This window comes from Ureibacillus endophyticus (assembly GCF_003628435.1).
In the GTDB taxonomy this organism is placed as follows: domain Bacteria; phylum Bacillota; class Bacilli; order Bacillales_A; family Planococcaceae; genus Ureibacillus; species Ureibacillus endophyticus.
Genome location: NZ_RBZN01000018.1, coordinates 38,774 through 54,299 on the forward strand (window position 1 = coordinate 38,774; position 15,526 = coordinate 54,299).

General features: G+C 34.4%; 14 protein-coding genes and 1 pseudogene. 11 read left to right on the plus strand and 4 right to left on the minus strand.

Annotation, left to right across the window (positions count from 1 at the left end):
* Window positions 1–14 precede the first annotated feature (14 nt).
* The 3 genes and pseudogenes from D8M03_RS18165 to D8M03_RS09050 form a co-directional block, all read right to left on the minus strand.
* A pseudogene (locus D8M03_RS18165) lies at window positions 15–701 on the minus strand (histidine kinase N-terminal 7TM domain-containing protein); the annotation flags it as partial.
* A gap of 223 nt (window positions 702–924) precedes the next feature.
* A complete protein-coding gene (locus D8M03_RS09045) occupies window positions 925–1,464 on the minus strand; it encodes a ribonuclease FAU-1 family protein (protein WP_211330882.1) in 540 nt (179 codons plus the stop codon).
* Window positions 1,465–1,640: 176 nt separating this feature from the next.
* Window positions 1,641–2,456 carry a CPBP family intramembrane glutamic endopeptidase gene (locus D8M03_RS09050; protein ID WP_170148418.1) on the minus strand — a complete coding sequence of 272 codons (816 nt, stop codon included), beginning with the start codon at window positions 2,454–2,456 and terminating at the stop codon, window positions 1,641–1,643.
* Window positions 2,457–2,632: 176 nt separating this feature from the next.
* Between D8M03_RS09050 and D8M03_RS09055 the strand changes: the two genes are divergently transcribed.
* From D8M03_RS09055 to D8M03_RS09105, 11 genes are all read left to right on the plus strand, one after another.
* On the plus strand, window positions 2,633–3,823 hold the full coding sequence (locus D8M03_RS09055; protein ID WP_121214449.1) for a sensor histidine kinase: 1,191 nt from the start codon (window positions 2,633–2,635) through the stop codon (window positions 3,821–3,823).
* Complete coding sequence (locus tag D8M03_RS09060) at window positions 3,816–4,472, plus strand: response regulator transcription factor (RefSeq protein WP_121214450.1); 657 nt, start codon at window positions 3,816–3,818, stop codon at window positions 4,470–4,472. The genes D8M03_RS09055 and D8M03_RS09060 overlap by 8 nt, the downstream gene beginning before the upstream one ends.
* Window positions 4,473–4,489: 17 nt before the next feature.
* On the plus strand, window positions 4,490–4,924 hold the full coding sequence (locus D8M03_RS09065; RefSeq protein ID WP_121214451.1) for a DinB family protein: 435 nt from the start codon (window positions 4,490–4,492) through the stop codon (window positions 4,922–4,924).
* Window positions 4,925–4,941: 17 nt separating this feature from the next.
* The gene (locus D8M03_RS09070; protein ID WP_121214452.1) at window positions 4,942–5,364 is read left to right on the plus strand and encodes a VOC family protein; all 423 of its coding nucleotides are present in this window, start codon (window positions 4,942–4,944) and stop codon (window positions 5,362–5,364) included.
* 84 nt (window positions 5,365–5,448) lie between these two features.
* The gene (locus D8M03_RS09075) at window positions 5,449–6,501 is read left to right on the plus strand and encodes a site-2 protease family protein (protein WP_170148419.1); all 1,053 of its coding nucleotides are present in this window, start codon (window positions 5,449–5,451) and stop codon (window positions 6,499–6,501) included.
* Between the two features lie 288 nt (window positions 6,502–6,789).
* Window positions 6,790–7,251 (plus strand): chemotaxis protein CheW, encoded by a 462-nt coding sequence (locus D8M03_RS09080; RefSeq protein WP_121214454.1) that lies wholly within the window; start codon window positions 6,790–6,792, stop codon window positions 7,249–7,251.
* A 4-nt stretch (window positions 7,252–7,255) separates the two neighbouring features.
* A complete protein-coding gene (locus D8M03_RS09085; RefSeq protein ID WP_121214455.1) occupies window positions 7,256–9,844 on the plus strand; it encodes a chemotaxis protein CheA in 2,589 nt (862 codons plus the stop codon).
* Window positions 9,841–11,430, plus strand: coding sequence for a methyl-accepting chemotaxis protein (locus D8M03_RS09090; protein ID WP_121214456.1), 1,590 nt, complete (start codon window positions 9,841–9,843; stop codon window positions 11,428–11,430). The genes D8M03_RS09085 and D8M03_RS09090 overlap by 4 nt, the downstream gene beginning before the upstream one ends.
* Before the next feature lie 281 nt (window positions 11,431–11,711).
* Complete coding sequence (locus D8M03_RS09095) at window positions 11,712–12,056, plus strand: STAS domain-containing protein (RefSeq protein WP_245987521.1); 345 nt, start codon at window positions 11,712–11,714, stop codon at window positions 12,054–12,056.
* A complete protein-coding gene (locus D8M03_RS09100; protein ID WP_121214457.1) occupies window positions 12,049–13,230 on the plus strand; it encodes a PP2C family protein-serine/threonine phosphatase in 1,182 nt (393 codons plus the stop codon). The genes D8M03_RS09095 and D8M03_RS09100 overlap by 8 nt, the downstream gene beginning before the upstream one ends.
* Window positions 13,231–13,280: 50 nt before the next feature.
* Complete coding sequence (locus D8M03_RS09105) at window positions 13,281–13,694, plus strand: ATP-binding protein (RefSeq protein WP_121214458.1); 414 nt, start codon at window positions 13,281–13,283, stop codon at window positions 13,692–13,694.
* Between the two features lie 79 nt (window positions 13,695–13,773).
* Here the strand turns inward: D8M03_RS09105 and D8M03_RS09110 are convergent, their stop codons facing one another.
* Window positions 13,774–15,306: a glycine betaine uptake BCCT transporter gene (locus D8M03_RS09110; protein WP_121214459.1), complete on the minus strand. Its 1,533-nt coding sequence runs from the start codon at window positions 15,304–15,306 to the stop codon at window positions 13,774–13,776.
* Window positions 15,307–15,526 lie beyond the last annotated feature (220 nt).

Sequence of the window (15,526 nt, forward strand, 5' to 3'; positions counted from 1 at the left end):
AGAGGAGATAATTTTAGCAGATTAAATCGGTAAATTCCCCATAAGTAAAATAAAGATGAAAATACAAGCCCAAAAGGTGATATATCAATGGGTACTTTTATAGCACCGATTGAATGGATAAATGGAAACCCAAATACAAATAAAGAGCCAATTATCATGAGGGCTACTTGTTTTTTTCTCTCTCTATTTGACTTAAGATATAAGTGGATTAATAAACCTATACCAATTAAATAGTAACTATAGACGTAAACAATATGTAAGTAAAACAGAGGGCCTCTATCTAAAACAATGAGTGGAAATCCTTGAGAAAAGTCTAAAGCTGTACTTTTGTAAAATAAATGGTGCCATTCATTTGTAAAATGGGCACTTAACGTATAAATTGGACCGATTGATAATAAAGCGATTGTTCTTTTTGTTAAAAATCTTTGGTTACCTGTGAATTGTAATGTCATGATTACCCAAATAATCGGTGCAAAAGGAATTCCAATATACTGAATGTGTATTCAAAACATCATTTGGTCGACTGTCGTACTTAAAAGTTGAAAAGCATATCCAAATGTGTAAAAAAAGGCGGATAATACACCTAAGCCATAACTAATCGTAATAGGAGTTTCTCTATTTTGCCAAGCATAATTTAGTAATATCATATAGCAAAAAATAAAAAGAATTAAAATGGATGAAAGTATAAAGTTGTAGCTCAATGTGCATTCCTCCGATAGTATCTACCAGTAAATACTAATTCATATAATAGATTGTAAAATAATGTAATCGGAAAATCCATTTTTTAATTATGTGTCTTCGTATGTTATCATGTGTTTTTTATATTATTTTCATAATAATTTCCAAGAAATCTAAAGGGCGCATCCTTATTCAAGGAAAGCGCCTAATTTTAGAATATCATTAATCTAAAAATAAAAAGGTTTTTTATCCCTTTTCTAAAAGTGGAATAAATCTTTTATGGTTATAAATACTTTGAGATTCTGCAACAGTTTGAGAGAGTACATCATCAATTGAATTTAGTAATGTTTCTAATGCACGTTTAGCTAATCCATTTTCAAACTCTTCTAATACTACAGGCAATTCGTCTTCATCCAAAATAAAATACTCTCCATTTGGAAGAACTAGTACATCAATAATTAAATCTTCAAATGAGACTATACTCTCTAGAAATTTTGTATTCTTTACAATGTTAAAATACGAAGCTAAATAATTTCCCTCCTTATCTCTCCAAAAATATAAATTATATGGACGATCTAACCAATAATAAGCAATAGTATAACTCCCTAATGGAATTGTTATATGTAAATCGTTAACCTTCATTGTAAAAGGTTCTTTTATAAGATGGAACAAACTGATACAGTGATTTTGAGAACTTAATAATCTACATTTATATTCTACAATTTTAGAATCATACCTTATTTTTCTCTCGGTAATTTCCTTCCATTTACTATTTAAATTAATCAAATCTAACCGTTCCTTTCAAAGATATCTATTATGCCTATCATTTTATCATTTAAAGAATTATCTCAGTCTTAACATATATATCCAATAACTTTTCTAGGAAAGACTTGTACTTAATCTTACATAGCAAATAAGAAGGCATTTTATTTATGAAAAAAAGCTCCCAAAATAATTGGAAGCTAAGATAAAACTCTCTCATTATTTACAATAATAGACGTCTCATTTTTTCCATAGAAAATCTTCGTTAAAACAAGAGTCGTCATCATAAATAAACCAATCACAATCAAATTCAATAAACCGATATCTCCATCAAATTTCAATATTGCAATATCGCTACTTCCAACCAGATGAGATGTCGAGAAGTTATAAATTAAATGTGCGAAAATACATGGAAGCAACGAACCGCTTTTTAAATAAACATTTAAAAATACACAGCTCATCAACATTAATACTACAATACTAATTGGGTCTAACCCTTTGAATATATGGAAAATCATAAATAGAAAACTCGTCATCAAGTACAACTTCTTCTTTGAAAGGAACTTCAAGTTTGCCACAAAATATCCTCGAAATAATACTTCTTCATAAAATGCAGCAACAAACCAAGACACAAATACCATAATGAATAAAACGTAAAAACTTGGTTCAACAAATACTCCCAAATACCACTGTGCATCTACAACTCCTAAATTAGATGCCACCATGCTAACGATGAACACAAATAATACCGTAAGCACAATCGAACTGATTGAGAATAATAAATCCTTTCTTTTAAATTGAAAACCAAGTGTTCGAATTTGCTTACCATCCACCAATTTATAAAATAGTAATGTTGCAAGGGCAGTAGTACCACTCACGATTAATCCAACTAAGGAAAACATTTTTAAGTCTGGTGTTGTAATGTACTGAAATAAATCGAGGGGGAATAGCAACAAATAATTTAATAAAAAGTTAACGACACAAATGCTCACAATATGCAATAATCCAACTTTCATTTTCAACCATCCTTTATCCATTTGTTAGTTCTCAGTTTAAAGATGAAAAGTCAGAGTAATAAGTGCCGTCAGGATAAAGGGAAGTCATATTTTTATGTATTTTTTTCCAAAAGTCACTTTAACATATGACTTTTTTTGTGTAGATTGAAGATAGATTATTTGAAAGAAGTGAAAGAATGCAGGTTGCTTTAGATAAGAGAAACTGGAATTGGTTAGATACGTTTTTATTTTTCATGCGAACGTTATGGATTTACTATAATGCCAGTTATGTAATCGAAAACACGGCCAATTATCAAAATAAATGGCTAATCTTTCTTTGGTTTATGGCGATTTATTTAGTTCCATTGCTATTTTATCGCCCAAAATACATGAAACTTATAAGCTTTTACATAGCAGAAACCCTTATTACGGCGAGTATGTTTTTTTATATGATGATTCAATTTCAAATGGCGGGCGTCTATGATTTCTTATATTTGCCTCTCATTATGATTGGCTACGTTTGCCAAGTTCGTCCCTATTTATGGATTGGGATGATTACAAGTGTTATGGTCTTCTTGACTGGAACAGCGTTGGGCGATCAATTCACCGAGCATTTTATTTCAGCATTTATCAATACCGCACTCTTTTATATGATTGGGTTCAGCCTAGGACGAATTACCGTTATCAATAACAAAAATAAAGCGTTAATACTATCGATTCAAGAAAAGAATAAAGCGTTAGAACAATATTCTAGAAGAATAGAAGAGCTAACGATAATGGAAGAGCGAAATCGGGTGTCACAAGACCTTCATGATACAGTGGGGCATATTTTCACTTCCGTTATCACCAGTTTAGATGCTTTGCCGTTTGTCATGAGAGCAAACCAGCAAGTAGCTGAGGAACATATAAAAGAAATAGCCGACCTTGCAAGAAATGGTTTGAATGATGTACGAAAAACCATTCATCAAATCTCACCAACCGAAAGTCACTTACCCTTATCTCAAACTTTCCAAGAAGTAGTAACAGAGTTTATGAAACATACGGGGACAACTGTAGATTTTAAAATTGAAGGTAATGAAAGAGAAATCGGAGAAAGAATTAAGTTTGCCTATACTCGCTGTTTACAAGAAGGGTTAACGAATGCCATTAAACATGGGAGGGCAACTCAAATCAACGTAAGGTTATCTTTTAAAGAAGAGTCTCTATTAATGGAAATAAAAGATAATGGAATCGGTTTTGAATCTATCAGTCTAGGGTTTGGTTTACAAGGAATGAAGGACCGAATGACTGCATTAAATGGTATGGTGAACATTAATTCAAAACCGAATGAAGGTACAGAACTACGCTGTTCAATCCCTCTAGCAAAGGAAGTCATGTTGAATGATTAAGACAATCATCGTTGAAGACCAAGAATTAATAAGAAAAAGTTTGAAAATCGTTTTGGAAAGCATGTCGGAAATTCGTATTATCGGAATGGCTTCAAATGGAGAAGAAGCGATTCAACTTTGTGAACGTGAAAAACCAGACATTGTATTAATGGATATTCAAATGCCGGTCATGGATGGAGTAAAAGCTACAGAAATCATTAAGACCCAAATGCCAGAAACCAAAGTGATCATCTTAACCACTTTCCAAGATATTACTTATGTAATGAATGCATTAAATGCGGGGGCTGAAGGATATATTTTAAAAGCGGTTGATCCGCAGTTTTTAGTGGATGGCATTAAGATGGTGTATCATGGCGGTTCATTAATTCCACAGGAGCTTGCGAAAGAGGTGTTCCAATCCATCCATAGTAGTCCGGTAGAACAGGATTCAACGGTTAGTTCGAATCCTTATGAACTTAGTCAACAAGAATTAAAGGTTTTAAAATATTTAGCACAAGGGCTCTCCAATAAGGCGATTTCAGAAAGAATGTTTTTATCATTAGGTACTGTTAAAAATTATATTTCTAATATTTATTCCAAGTTGAATGTGAAAAATCGTTCAGCAGCAATAACGAAAGCCATTGAAGAAAGTATTATTAAAGAAAAATAAATACTGGGGTGGATCAAATGAAGACAATTCAAAGGATGTATGACCATTTACATTGGGCAAATGAACGTATTCTAGAAGCATTGAAAAGTAGCGAAAATGAAGAAGCGATTCGTTTGTTTTCCCATATATTATTTGCTGAAAAAGTTTGGTTTACTAGATTACAAGGGTTGGATAGTTCACATTTGCCGATTTGGTCGGATATTGATTTAGACAGTTGCGCGGAATTAATAAAAGAAAATCAAAAAACCATTACGAAATTTCTTCAAAGTGCAGACCGTGATAGTATTATTTCCTACAAAAATAGTAAAGGTATCGAGTTCAAAAATTCAGTACGCGATGTTTTAACCCATGTTGCTTTACATGGTCAGTATCATCGAGGGCAAATTAACACTCGACTTCGCATAAGTGGATTTGAACCAGTGAATGTTGACTATATTACATTTGTGAGATAATTATTGGAGGTTCTTACATGAAACCACGTATTTCCGTACTAACTTTAGGTGTAGATGATTTAGAAAAGTCGGTAGCATTTTATCGAGATGGGCTTGGATTACAAACAGAAGGAATCATCGGGCAGGAATTTGAGCATGGTGCTGTTGCCTTTTTTGATCTTCAATCAGGAGTAAAACTTGCCCTTTGGAAACGGGCAGATATTGCACATGACACGGGACTGAATGTGACACCCAAAAGCCCTACTGAATTTACAATCGGGCATAATCTTGGAAGTAAAGAAGAAGTTGATAGCGTATTAGAGCAGGCAGAGAAGGCTGGTGCCACGATTACAGTGCGTGGACATGAGACGTTCTGGGGCGGATATTCAGGCTATTTCCAAGACCCAGACGGCCATCTGTGGGAAGTCGTGTGGAATCCAGCTTGGGAAATAACGGAATAACTTGAGGAAAAGTGCGATATCTAAATGGTTATCGCATTTTTACTTTTTCCCTTCGCTGTATTGATTAAATTGGGGGATAAAATAATGAATAAACTAACATCTCCTTTGGGGATTACGATTTTAATAGCTTTATTAATAGGATTATTTAACTTTACAAACTTTGCAGAGACGGTAAATTATTTTGGATTGGCGTTCTGCCTTTTATTTTTTACATTGTTCATTCATGAGCTAGGACATGCGTTATTTGGGATATGGTCTGGCTATCGATTTAATTACTTAACAGTTGGTCCTATAACAATCGAAAAGATGGAACGTTTACGATTAAAAATTAACAATAGTTGGTTTTTAGTAGGTGGGATAGCGAATTGTTCCCCTTTATCCAACGATTTAACAACGATTGCGAAACAACATAAACGGTTTGCTGCGGGTGGACCTATCTTTTCTTTTATTGCAGCAATCATTAGTTTAATAGCAGGGAGTTTATTGAATATAAACTGGGTTACATATTTTGGAATATTTAATTTGTTTATTTTTATCGTAACGATTTTGCCTTATAAAGGAACGCTAAAATCGGATGGACGAGTGTTACTTGAGTTATCGAAAAAGGGGAAAGAGCAGGAAGAGTACTTAATTTCTCTATCATTGTTCAAAGAAATGAACTCGCCATTTCATCCAACAAAGTGGTCAATTGATTTAATAGAGCGAGCCAAAACAATGCAACCTACTGTGGATAATGTGATGGTATGTTATATTCTTTTTTACTACACACTTATTCAAGAAGGCTATGAAAATGCTTCTAGATTGCTTGAACCCTTTAAGCAAATACCTGTTACGAAGGAAAATAAAATGGCTTTACAATTTATTAATCATATCAAACAGGTCGATCTTATTGTTGAAGGAAATTTTGATAAAGCAACAATCCATCATTTACATCAACAATTAAGTCCAATTGATCCGTTTAGTTATAAAAGAAGCCAAGCGATACTTGCTAATTTAGAAGGAAATGATAAGTTAGTGTTGCAAAAAATAGGTGAAGTCGAAAAAGAAATCAAGAAGGGCAAACATCTTTTTGGATTCTACGCTGCAGAAGAACAACTAACTCAATTATTAAAATCGAAATTAATGACGCTTACATGAACTGTAGGCGTTTTTTTTTTAATAAATCCTCGATGAATCTCTATCATATAAATTTATATTCTTTCCATGTTTACTGCAAAAAATCTTTCACAATTGGATATTTGTTACTTTAAATGTATAGATTGCAAGAAAAATTTCATAGTTCTTTTTACTTATATTCGTGTCAGGAAGAAAGAAATGTGACAATAGTTTAGAAATGATAAAAGGTATATTTATTATCCAATTTTTGTGCGATATTATGTATTTGTAATAAGTAGTACTAAAGTTTAACTAGTTGAGGGGATGTGTATGAAGGAGTTCGATAAAGACCAACTCTTTGGTCAATATGTCGTGTTTGCGATAGAGAAACAATTATGTGCCCTTTCAATAAAGGAAGTTGTAGAAATTATTCGGATTCAGCCCATTACAGAAGTTGTAAACGATCGGGATTACATTAATGGTGTGATTAATTTAAGAGGTAGTATTATACCGGTTGTTCAGTTGCGTATGCGCTATAAATTACCTATAGTACCATTCAACAAAAAAACACGTATTATCATTATTCGAAATGAGGATGAAGGCATAGGTCTAATTGTAGATGAAGTATTAATGGTCACTCATATTGAAGACGAACAGTTGGAACCGCCATTAGAAATGTTTAACACTATCGAAAAAGATTGCTTCAAAGGATTTGCAAAAGTAAATGACCAATTAGTTGGCATATTGAATTTACAAAAAGTGCTCTATCCTGAGGAGGTAAAGGAGGGATAAAACCATGGAGATGGATATGTCCGTCTATCTAGGTGCCTTTTTAGATGAAGTAGATGAACAGCTTCAAATCTTGGAAGAGGAAGTCCTAGTATTAGAGCAAGATGGTGAAAACCAAGAAACAATCCAAAAAATCTTCCGTGCTGCTCACACATTAAAAGGGTCTTCTGCTGCAATGGGAATGACTACGATGAAAGAGTTAACCCATAAAGTAGAAAATGTGTTTGATGCAATCCGAAATCAACAATTAAAAGTAAATACCCAAATTATTAATCTTATTTTTGATTCAATCGATACAATCAAATTATTTAAAGAAGCGATTTTAGAAGGCACTGTTGATTCTGTAGATGTTTCCCAGCTGATTGAAAAGTTAGAAGCGTGTAAAAATAGTGCCACTGCGGGTGAGCCAACAGCAAAAACGGATGTGAAACAAGAAGAAAAGACATCATCCGATGAAATTATTTTCCCGGAAGTTATTTTTGATGAATACCAAAAGGATATGGTAGAAAAAGCATTTGAAATGAAGATGAACGTTATTGCGGTTTATGTCGCATTAAATCCAAATGCAATGTTGAAATCTGTCCGTGCCTTTTTAATTAATAATAATTTAAAAGAAATTGGGGAAATCCTTGCATCTTTCCCGTCAACAGAAGTGATTGAAGATGAAGAAAAGTTTGAAGGCAGTTTAGTATACATAGTTGTAACCGATTCCAAAAATCACGAAGTACTGTCCACAATTAATAGTATTTCAGATATTAAGAGTGTTCATTTAAGTGAAATCAAGCCTGAAAACTTAGAGAGTTTTACAAAAGGGAAAAAGGTAGGCATTGTTGAGCAAAAGCCACCTCAAGCTCCACCACCTGCACCTAAAAAAGATGCAAAACTAAAAGTACAACAAACAGTACGGGTTGATGTAGAGCGTTTAGAATATTTACTTAATCTTGTAGGGGAATTAGTGATTAGTCAAACCCGCCTAAAAGATGTTGGAAATCGCTTATCAGAACGTTATCCAAATGAATCGATAATAGAAGACTTCCATGAAGTAGACAATCAGCTAGGACAAATTGTCAGCGAACTACATGAAGGAATGATGAAAACGAGAATGTTGCCGATTGAACAGTTGTTTAATCGTTTCCCTCGTATGGTTCGTGACCTTGCTCAAACAGCAGGGAAGGAAGTTAATTTTATTATTGAAGGTAAAGAAACCGAATTAGATCGCAACTTAATCGATGAGATTGGCGATCCAATCATTCATCTTTTACGAAATGCACTGGACCATGGAATTGAATCCCCTGCAGAACGTGAGAAAAAAGGGAAGTCTCCACAAGGTACCGTGATTTTAAAAGCTGCTCATAAAGAAAATCATATCGTCATTACGATTTCCGATGATGGTAATGGGATTGATACGGAAAAGCTAAAACAATCCGCTATCAAAAAACAACAGATTACACCGGCTGAAGCGGAACGAATGTCTGAAAAGGATATCCTATTCCTTATTTTTAAATCGGGCGTATCAACAGCAGCAAAGGTAACTGAAATCTCTGGTCGTGGTGTGGGAATGGATATTGTGCGTACCCATATCGAAAAGCTAAATGGGCTTATTGATATTGAAACAAAACAAGGTGAAGGAACAACATTCACCATTAAATTGCCGTTAACGTTGGCCATTATCCGTTCGTTGCTTGTGAAATTGGGTGATAAACAATTCGCCGTTCCACTTGTAAACGTCCAAGAGATTATAAGACTAGGAAAACATGAAATTAAAACAATTCAAAACCAAGAAGTAGGAATCGTTCGAGATCAAGTACTTCCATTAGTACGATTACATAAACGTTTTAATGCTTCAGAAGATCAAATCAATAAAAGCAAACGACTTTTAGTAGTAATTGTCGGATTAGCAGAAAAACGAATTGGACTTGTAATCGATCAAACCCTTGGAAATCAAGAGATCGTTATCAAACCCCTTGGCAAATATATGGGCTCACCAAAATATATTGCTGGTGCAACGATTATGGGCGATGGGAAAGTAGCTTTAATACTTGATGTTGCTTCGATTGTCCTTGAGGAAGGCGTAAAAGATTCCATTCCGTACAATCAAAGTCTAGCTACGAATCAACATGAAAAAGTAATTGGTGTGACTTCATTCTATTTAGGTGAAGAAGAGTACGGCATTGAAATCGACAAAGTAAAAGATATCATTACGGTACCTTCGATTTCACCAATTATTAATTCGCCGTATTCCATTATTGGTATGAGTAATTTTAGAGGAAAGCTTATTTCAGTGATGGACTTACGAAAACGACTTGGGCTACCAATACAACCACTCACAAGAAAGTCGCGAATTATCATCGTCGAAATTAATAACGAGTTACTTGGATTATTAGTTGACCGAGTAACACAAGTATTAAAGGTCGATGAGAACAAGATGGAAGAAGCACCAAATTACGAAAGTTTAGTTGAACAAGAATATATTCAAGGCATGTACCATTTCGATGATCGCCTGATGATTCTATTAAATATCAATCGAATCATTGAAATTGATACGTTACTTCAATTAAATCAGAAAATCAATTCTGAACAGGAGGCAGTAAGATGACTTGGCTCAATAATATAAAAATCTCCAATAAGTTAAAAATGTTAAGTGGTTTAACCATCGTTTTCCTATTAATTGTAGGCATATTTGGCATGTTCTATATGGAAAAAATGTCTGACCAAACGACTGACATATATGAAAATGAATTACTACCAATCAAATGGTTGAATGATATTCGTGCACAAAGCCGTGCAAACGAAGCGCTTGTAAAAGAAATTATATTAACAAAAGATGAAATGGAAAGAGCTAACTTAATTAATCAAGTGAAGGAACGTGCTCAACATATCCAAGAATATTTTGCGATGTACAAAGAAGTAAAGTTAACGGATTATGAAAAAGAACGTATTGGAACGATTGGCGATGCTATTACAGAAATCGGTACAAAACGTGAACAGTTATACAAAATTGTAGAAACAGGGACAAGTGAAGATGCCTTTGCTTATTACAAAGCTAATTTAGAAACACCTCTTGCAACTTTAAATACAACGTTACAAGATGTTGCAGAATATTTATCAGATCGTGCAGATGAAACATTAGAATTAACAATTAGCGAGAAAAATTTTGCAAGAACAGTGATGATTACTGTTATGGTGCTAGCTAGTATTATTTTCATCGTATTAAGTACAGTAATCTCGAAAGCAATTGTAAACCCACTAAAAGATGTAGTGGATGTGATGAAAGAAGCAGAAAAAGGCGACTTAACGGTTCGTGTGAACTATGAGTCGAATGATGAAATTGGAAAAATGGTCTCTTCATTTAACCAATTGACTGAAGCAACACGTACTGCAATGGAAAAAGTAATACACTCAGCGAATGAATTAGCAGCATGTTCTCAACAAATTTCTGCAAGTACAGAAGAAATTGCTTCTGGTAGCCAACAACAATCTCATGATGCGGGTGCTTCTGCTGCAATGATGAGAGAAATGACAAACGTTGTGGAAGATGTGGCACAAAATGCTGAACAGGCTGCAGAATTAGCAGAAAATACAATGACTGAAGCGAAACAAGGTGGCATCGTCATCAATGACGCAATCCAAGGTATGAGAGCAATTCGTGATAGCATTTATGAGTTATCGAATAAGTCTGAGCAAATTGGTGAAATTGTTGAAGTAATTGACGATATTGCAGAACAAACAAATTTACTTGCATTGAATGCTGCAATTGAAGCAGCACGAGCTGGAGAAGCTGGAAAAGGATTTGCGGTTGTAGCAGATGAAGTACGCAAATTAGCAGAACGTAGCTCGAAAGCAACAAAGGAAATTTCAGAGCTAGTTAATATTATTCAAGAAAATACAAAAGAATCTGTGCACACGGTTGAAGTGGGTAGTGAAAAAGCAGAAAAAGTCGAAAGTACATTTAATGATATCTTACAACTAGTAGGAGATTCTTCTGCTAAAGTGACAGAAATTGCAGCAGCTAATGAACAACAAACGGCTCAAGCAGAAGAAGTTCAACAAGCTGTAACGAGCATTGCCGCAGTAACTGAAGAAATTAGTGCTGGCCTTGAAGAAACAGCAGCAACAGCCGAAACACTAGCCGAAATGGCCGAAGCATTAAACCAACTAACAGCACAATTTAAAATTAAATAATTTTTGATAGAGATTGGGACAAAATGGTTCTTCAAATTTATTTAGAATATTAGTGTTGAAAATTTGCTATTTAGAAAAAAAGTTGATTGGAATGTAGTGTGGCAGACTCCTGCGGGAATGGCATGAGCCGAAAATCCATTTTTGCCGGCCATAGTCGGCAAAAATTAGTTGAGGCCATGCCCGCGGAAAGCGTCCACACGGAATGGAAATCAACTTTCACTACATCGAAAAATCAACACTTTTTTGTCCCAGCCTCTTATTACAATAAAGGAGGTTTAGAAGTGTTAAAAACAGTAAATAACGTCATTCAAGTACTTGAATGGAAGGAAAATATTACTTTAAAAAATATAGAATTGTTTCGTCAAGAAATGAACAATCTTTTAAACCAAGATTCTCAAAACCTAATTTTAAATTTAGCCGAAACAACCTACATTAACAGTGCGGGTTTAGGCATTATTGCCGAAAGCGTTGTACAAGCAAAACGCAATAACAAAGAATTAGTCATTTCGAATATGGAAGACTCGATTAAAGAAATCTTTTCAATTGTGAAGTTTTCTAGCTTTATGAAATTATTCGAAATAGAAAAAGAAGCAATTGAATATTTCCAGGCGATTGATCATGACTAAAGAACTTGATGATATTATTATCGAACATCAATTTTTTTCATCTGATGAAGCAGAACGAAATATAGAAGGCCGACTTCTTGTAGCAGACCGCCTTTTTCAAAATATGTTAGAAGGCGTGTTTATTACTGATACAAAGGGAATTATTCGCTTTATTAACCCTGCATTTTCCATGATTACAGGTTTTGGTGAAGAAGTGATTGGAAAAACACCAGGCATTTTCCAATCTGGCAAACATGATGAGGCCTTTTACCGAAATATGTGGGAATCCATCGAGCAAAATGGGAAATGGATGGGTGAAATTTGGAATATAAAAGAAGATGGGGAGCTGTTTCTCCAACAGACTACCATTACAAAAATAAATGATGATCACGGACAACCCCTTTATTATGCTGCTGTTATTACGGACATTACAGCACGAAAAAAAGCGGAACAACGATTAAAAGATGATTTATTATTAGCGAAAGAAGTGCAAAAAAGCGCACTTTCTCATCCGATTCAAAACGATTCCTTTCATATAGAGGGAATTTATCTCCCATCAGATATTTTAGGTGGCGATACATATGCTTGGTATCAAATCGATTCCCATCGTTATGGCGTGATTATGCTGGATGTTATGGGACATGGTGTAGCATCAGCCCTTGTTTGTATGAGTGTGCGTTCGTTATTGCGCGGAATCGTAAATAAATGTGTAGAGCCTGAAATTGTTTTAAAAGAATTAAACAAACATGTCTATACTTTATTTCAAGATAAAGAATCGTTACAAATGAAAAATTATTATCTAACATGTGTCTATGCAATGATCGATACTAATACGCATACGATTCAATTTGCTTCAGCTGGTCATCCGCCTGCCTTACTTCTATGTGCTAACGGTTCTATTAGAGAGCTTGCTGATGGTACGGTTCCTTTAGGGATGTTAGCAGAAATAGAAGTTGAAACAGGGTTTTATACATATGAAAATGAGCAAACATGGATGGTTTTTTATACAGATGGACTCATCGAAAGTGAAGAAAATCAAATTCGAAAAAATATTGATAAATTAAAAGGCAATTTGTTAAAGCATCGAACAAATGACTTGAGTAAAATGTTGTCCCTTGTCATTGAGCAACAATGTAAGGATCTTAATACTCCTGCATTTTATGATGATGTTACGATGTTAATCGCAAAGTTGTAGAGTCTATAAAAGCTGTTCAAAACAACTCTAGTATAAACAAAGGAGCGAAAATGAATTTAGAAACGGGTAATGTAAATTCAATGGAAATCGTATCAGAACATGATGTTTTAAAAGCGATGGATTATACAAGCGATTTGGCACAACAGTTAGGCTACTTAGAAAAAGAACAGCTATTTCTTTGTCTTGTGACGGAAGAAACATTAGTGAATGCCCTAGAATATGGAGAAGGTAATTCGATAGAAATTTTGTGGAATACATCTGAGGAAGAATTAGAAATCTGTATTAAACAAAAGGGTAAGCTGTTTCATTTTGAAAAAAGTGACAAGTTGAATTATGGGTCACGGGGCCGCGGTATGCAATTAATCCTCAATATAATGGACGATGTTTGGCTTGAAGAAGTGGGAGAAATGATTATTTTGCATATGAAAAAAGTTTTGAATCATAATGGAATGAAAGTTAGTTAATATTTTCGATGCTGTCTATTTTATGGACAGTATTTATTATTTTCTCACATAAGAAAAGGGGTGCCCAATTTTGGACACCCTAACTTTTCGTATTCTCCGCTTTTTTACGAGGTTTTGGTTTATGGTATAGCCCAAGCTCTTTTTTATCTTTTGCTAAAGAACGATAAAGGGATATCATCATTAAAATAATGATAAATGAAAATGGAAATGCTGCGATTATCAATGCATTTTGAAGTGCTTGTAATCCACCGCTAAATAATAGAACTAATGCTACTATTGATTGTGCGATACCCCAAGTGATTTTCACTGCATTTGGGGGAGTAAGTGAACCGTTCGTCGTTTGCATTCCTAGTACAAAGGTTGCTGAATCGGCTGAAGTAATAAAAAATGTACTAACAAGTGCAATTGCTACAATCGACAAAATAGTAGACCAAGGTAACTCGTTGAAAATAGCAAAAAGTACTTCTTCCGTTGCTAAACTAGAAATATCAGTAGGTACAGCTTTTTGAATTTCAATTGCGGATGTACCGAATACAGCAAACCATATAAAGCTGACCAATGTTGGAAGTAATAAAACACCTATAACAAACTCACGTATTGTTCGTCCTTTAGATACTCGCGCGATAAAGATTCCTACAAATGGCGCCCATGAAATCCACCATGCCCAATAAAATATTGTCCAACTATTAATCCATGAACGATGCTCGTCATTTAGTGGTGCAATCCGGAAGCTCATTTGAACGATATTTTGTATATAGCCACCAATAGAATCTGTGAACATATTTAAGATGAGAATTGTAGGTCCAACAATAAACATTAAAATTAGTAAAGCAATAGCAAGAAACATATTTGCGTTACTTAAGATTTGGATCCCTTTTCCTAAACCAGATGCCGCAGAAATAATAAACAAAACCGTAACAATCGCTACAATGATTAATTGAATTGTAAAATTGCTTGGTATGCCAAATAGAAATGACAATCCGCCATTAATTTGTGTTGCACCAAAACCTAGAGTAGTTGCTACACCGACAACTGTTGCCACAACTGCTAATACATCCACAATGGTTCCAAGAATACCATCCATTGCTTTCTTTCCTAAAACAGGCTTCAATGTTGCGGAGATGAGGCCAGGTTCTCCCTTACGAAAATTAAAGTACGCTAATACTAATGCTACGATTGCATAAATTCCCCATGCATGAATGCCCCAGTGGAAAAATGTATAACGCATCGCCTCTTTATATGCTGCATCCGTACTTGGTTCAGCTAGAGGAGGATCTACGAAATGAGAGAGGGGTTCCGCAGCTCCCCAAAACACAAGACCAATTCCCATTCCAGCACTAAACAACATTGCAAACCAGGAAGCTCTTGAAAACTCGGGTTTTTCATCTTGTTTACCTAATCTGATTACGCCAACTGGGCTGAAAATAAGGAAAATACAAAAGAGCGCAATGACGGTAACGAGTATTAAATAATACCAGCCAAATGATGAAGTTAAAAATTCTTGTATGTTTCCTGTTGTTTTTTCAAAACTCTCAGGTGCAGCAACCCCAAATATTGCTGCAATGAAAACAACTATAACTGAAATCCAAAAAACGTTTGAAATATTTTTCATTATAAATACCTTCCTACCTAATCAATCTAAAAAGAGAGCCTTGATTGTGAATTTCCATGATATTTTTTATATTTCCCCTTAGTGCATTTGTTTATAACATCCGAAATTTTAAAGGTAGTTTGTATTTAAAATAAAAATTAACTTAAACTTCATAAAAAGTAGTTTCAAAAATAGTATATTTTGCTAATTGCAACCATAGATTTGTTTATATTAATAATCC

Excerpts from the sequence above, each read along its gene's own strand:
- D8M03_RS09065 (WP_121214451.1), top strand. The coding sequence starts at position 4,490 with ATGAAGACAATTCAAAGGATGTATGACCATTTACATTGGGCAAATGAA.
- D8M03_RS09050 (WP_170148418.1), bottom strand. The coding sequence starts at position 2,456 with ATGAAAGTTGGATTATTGCATATTGTGAGCATTTGTGTCGTTAACTTT.
- D8M03_RS09090 (WP_121214456.1), top strand. The coding sequence starts at position 9,841 with ATGACTTGGCTCAATAATATAAAAATCTCCAATAAGTTAAAAATGTTA.
- D8M03_RS09080 (WP_121214454.1), top strand. The coding sequence starts at position 6,790 with ATGAAGGAGTTCGATAAAGACCAACTCTTTGGTCAATATGTCGTGTTT.
- D8M03_RS09085 (WP_121214455.1), top strand. The coding sequence starts at position 7,256 with ATGGAGATGGATATGTCCGTCTATCTAGGTGCCTTTTTAGATGAAGTA.
- D8M03_RS09075 (WP_170148419.1), top strand. The coding sequence starts at position 5,449 with ATGAATAAACTAACATCTCCTTTGGGGATTACGATTTTAATAGCTTTA.
- D8M03_RS09070 (WP_121214452.1), top strand. The coding sequence starts at position 4,942 with ATGAAACCACGTATTTCCGTACTAACTTTAGGTGTAGATGATTTAGAA.
- D8M03_RS09105 (WP_121214458.1), top strand. The coding sequence starts at position 13,281 with ATGAATTTAGAAACGGGTAATGTAAATTCAATGGAAATCGTATCAGAA.
- D8M03_RS09055 (WP_121214449.1), top strand. The coding sequence starts at position 2,633 with ATGCAGGTTGCTTTAGATAAGAGAAACTGGAATTGGTTAGATACGTTT.
- D8M03_RS09100 (WP_121214457.1), top strand. The coding sequence starts at position 12,049 with ATGACTAAAGAACTTGATGATATTATTATCGAACATCAATTTTTTTCA.
- D8M03_RS09060 (WP_121214450.1), top strand. The coding sequence starts at position 3,816 with ATGATTAAGACAATCATCGTTGAAGACCAAGAATTAATAAGAAAAAGT.
- D8M03_RS09110 (WP_121214459.1), bottom strand. The coding sequence starts at position 15,306 with ATGAAAAATATTTCAAACGTTTTTTGGATTTCAGTTATAGTTGTTTTC.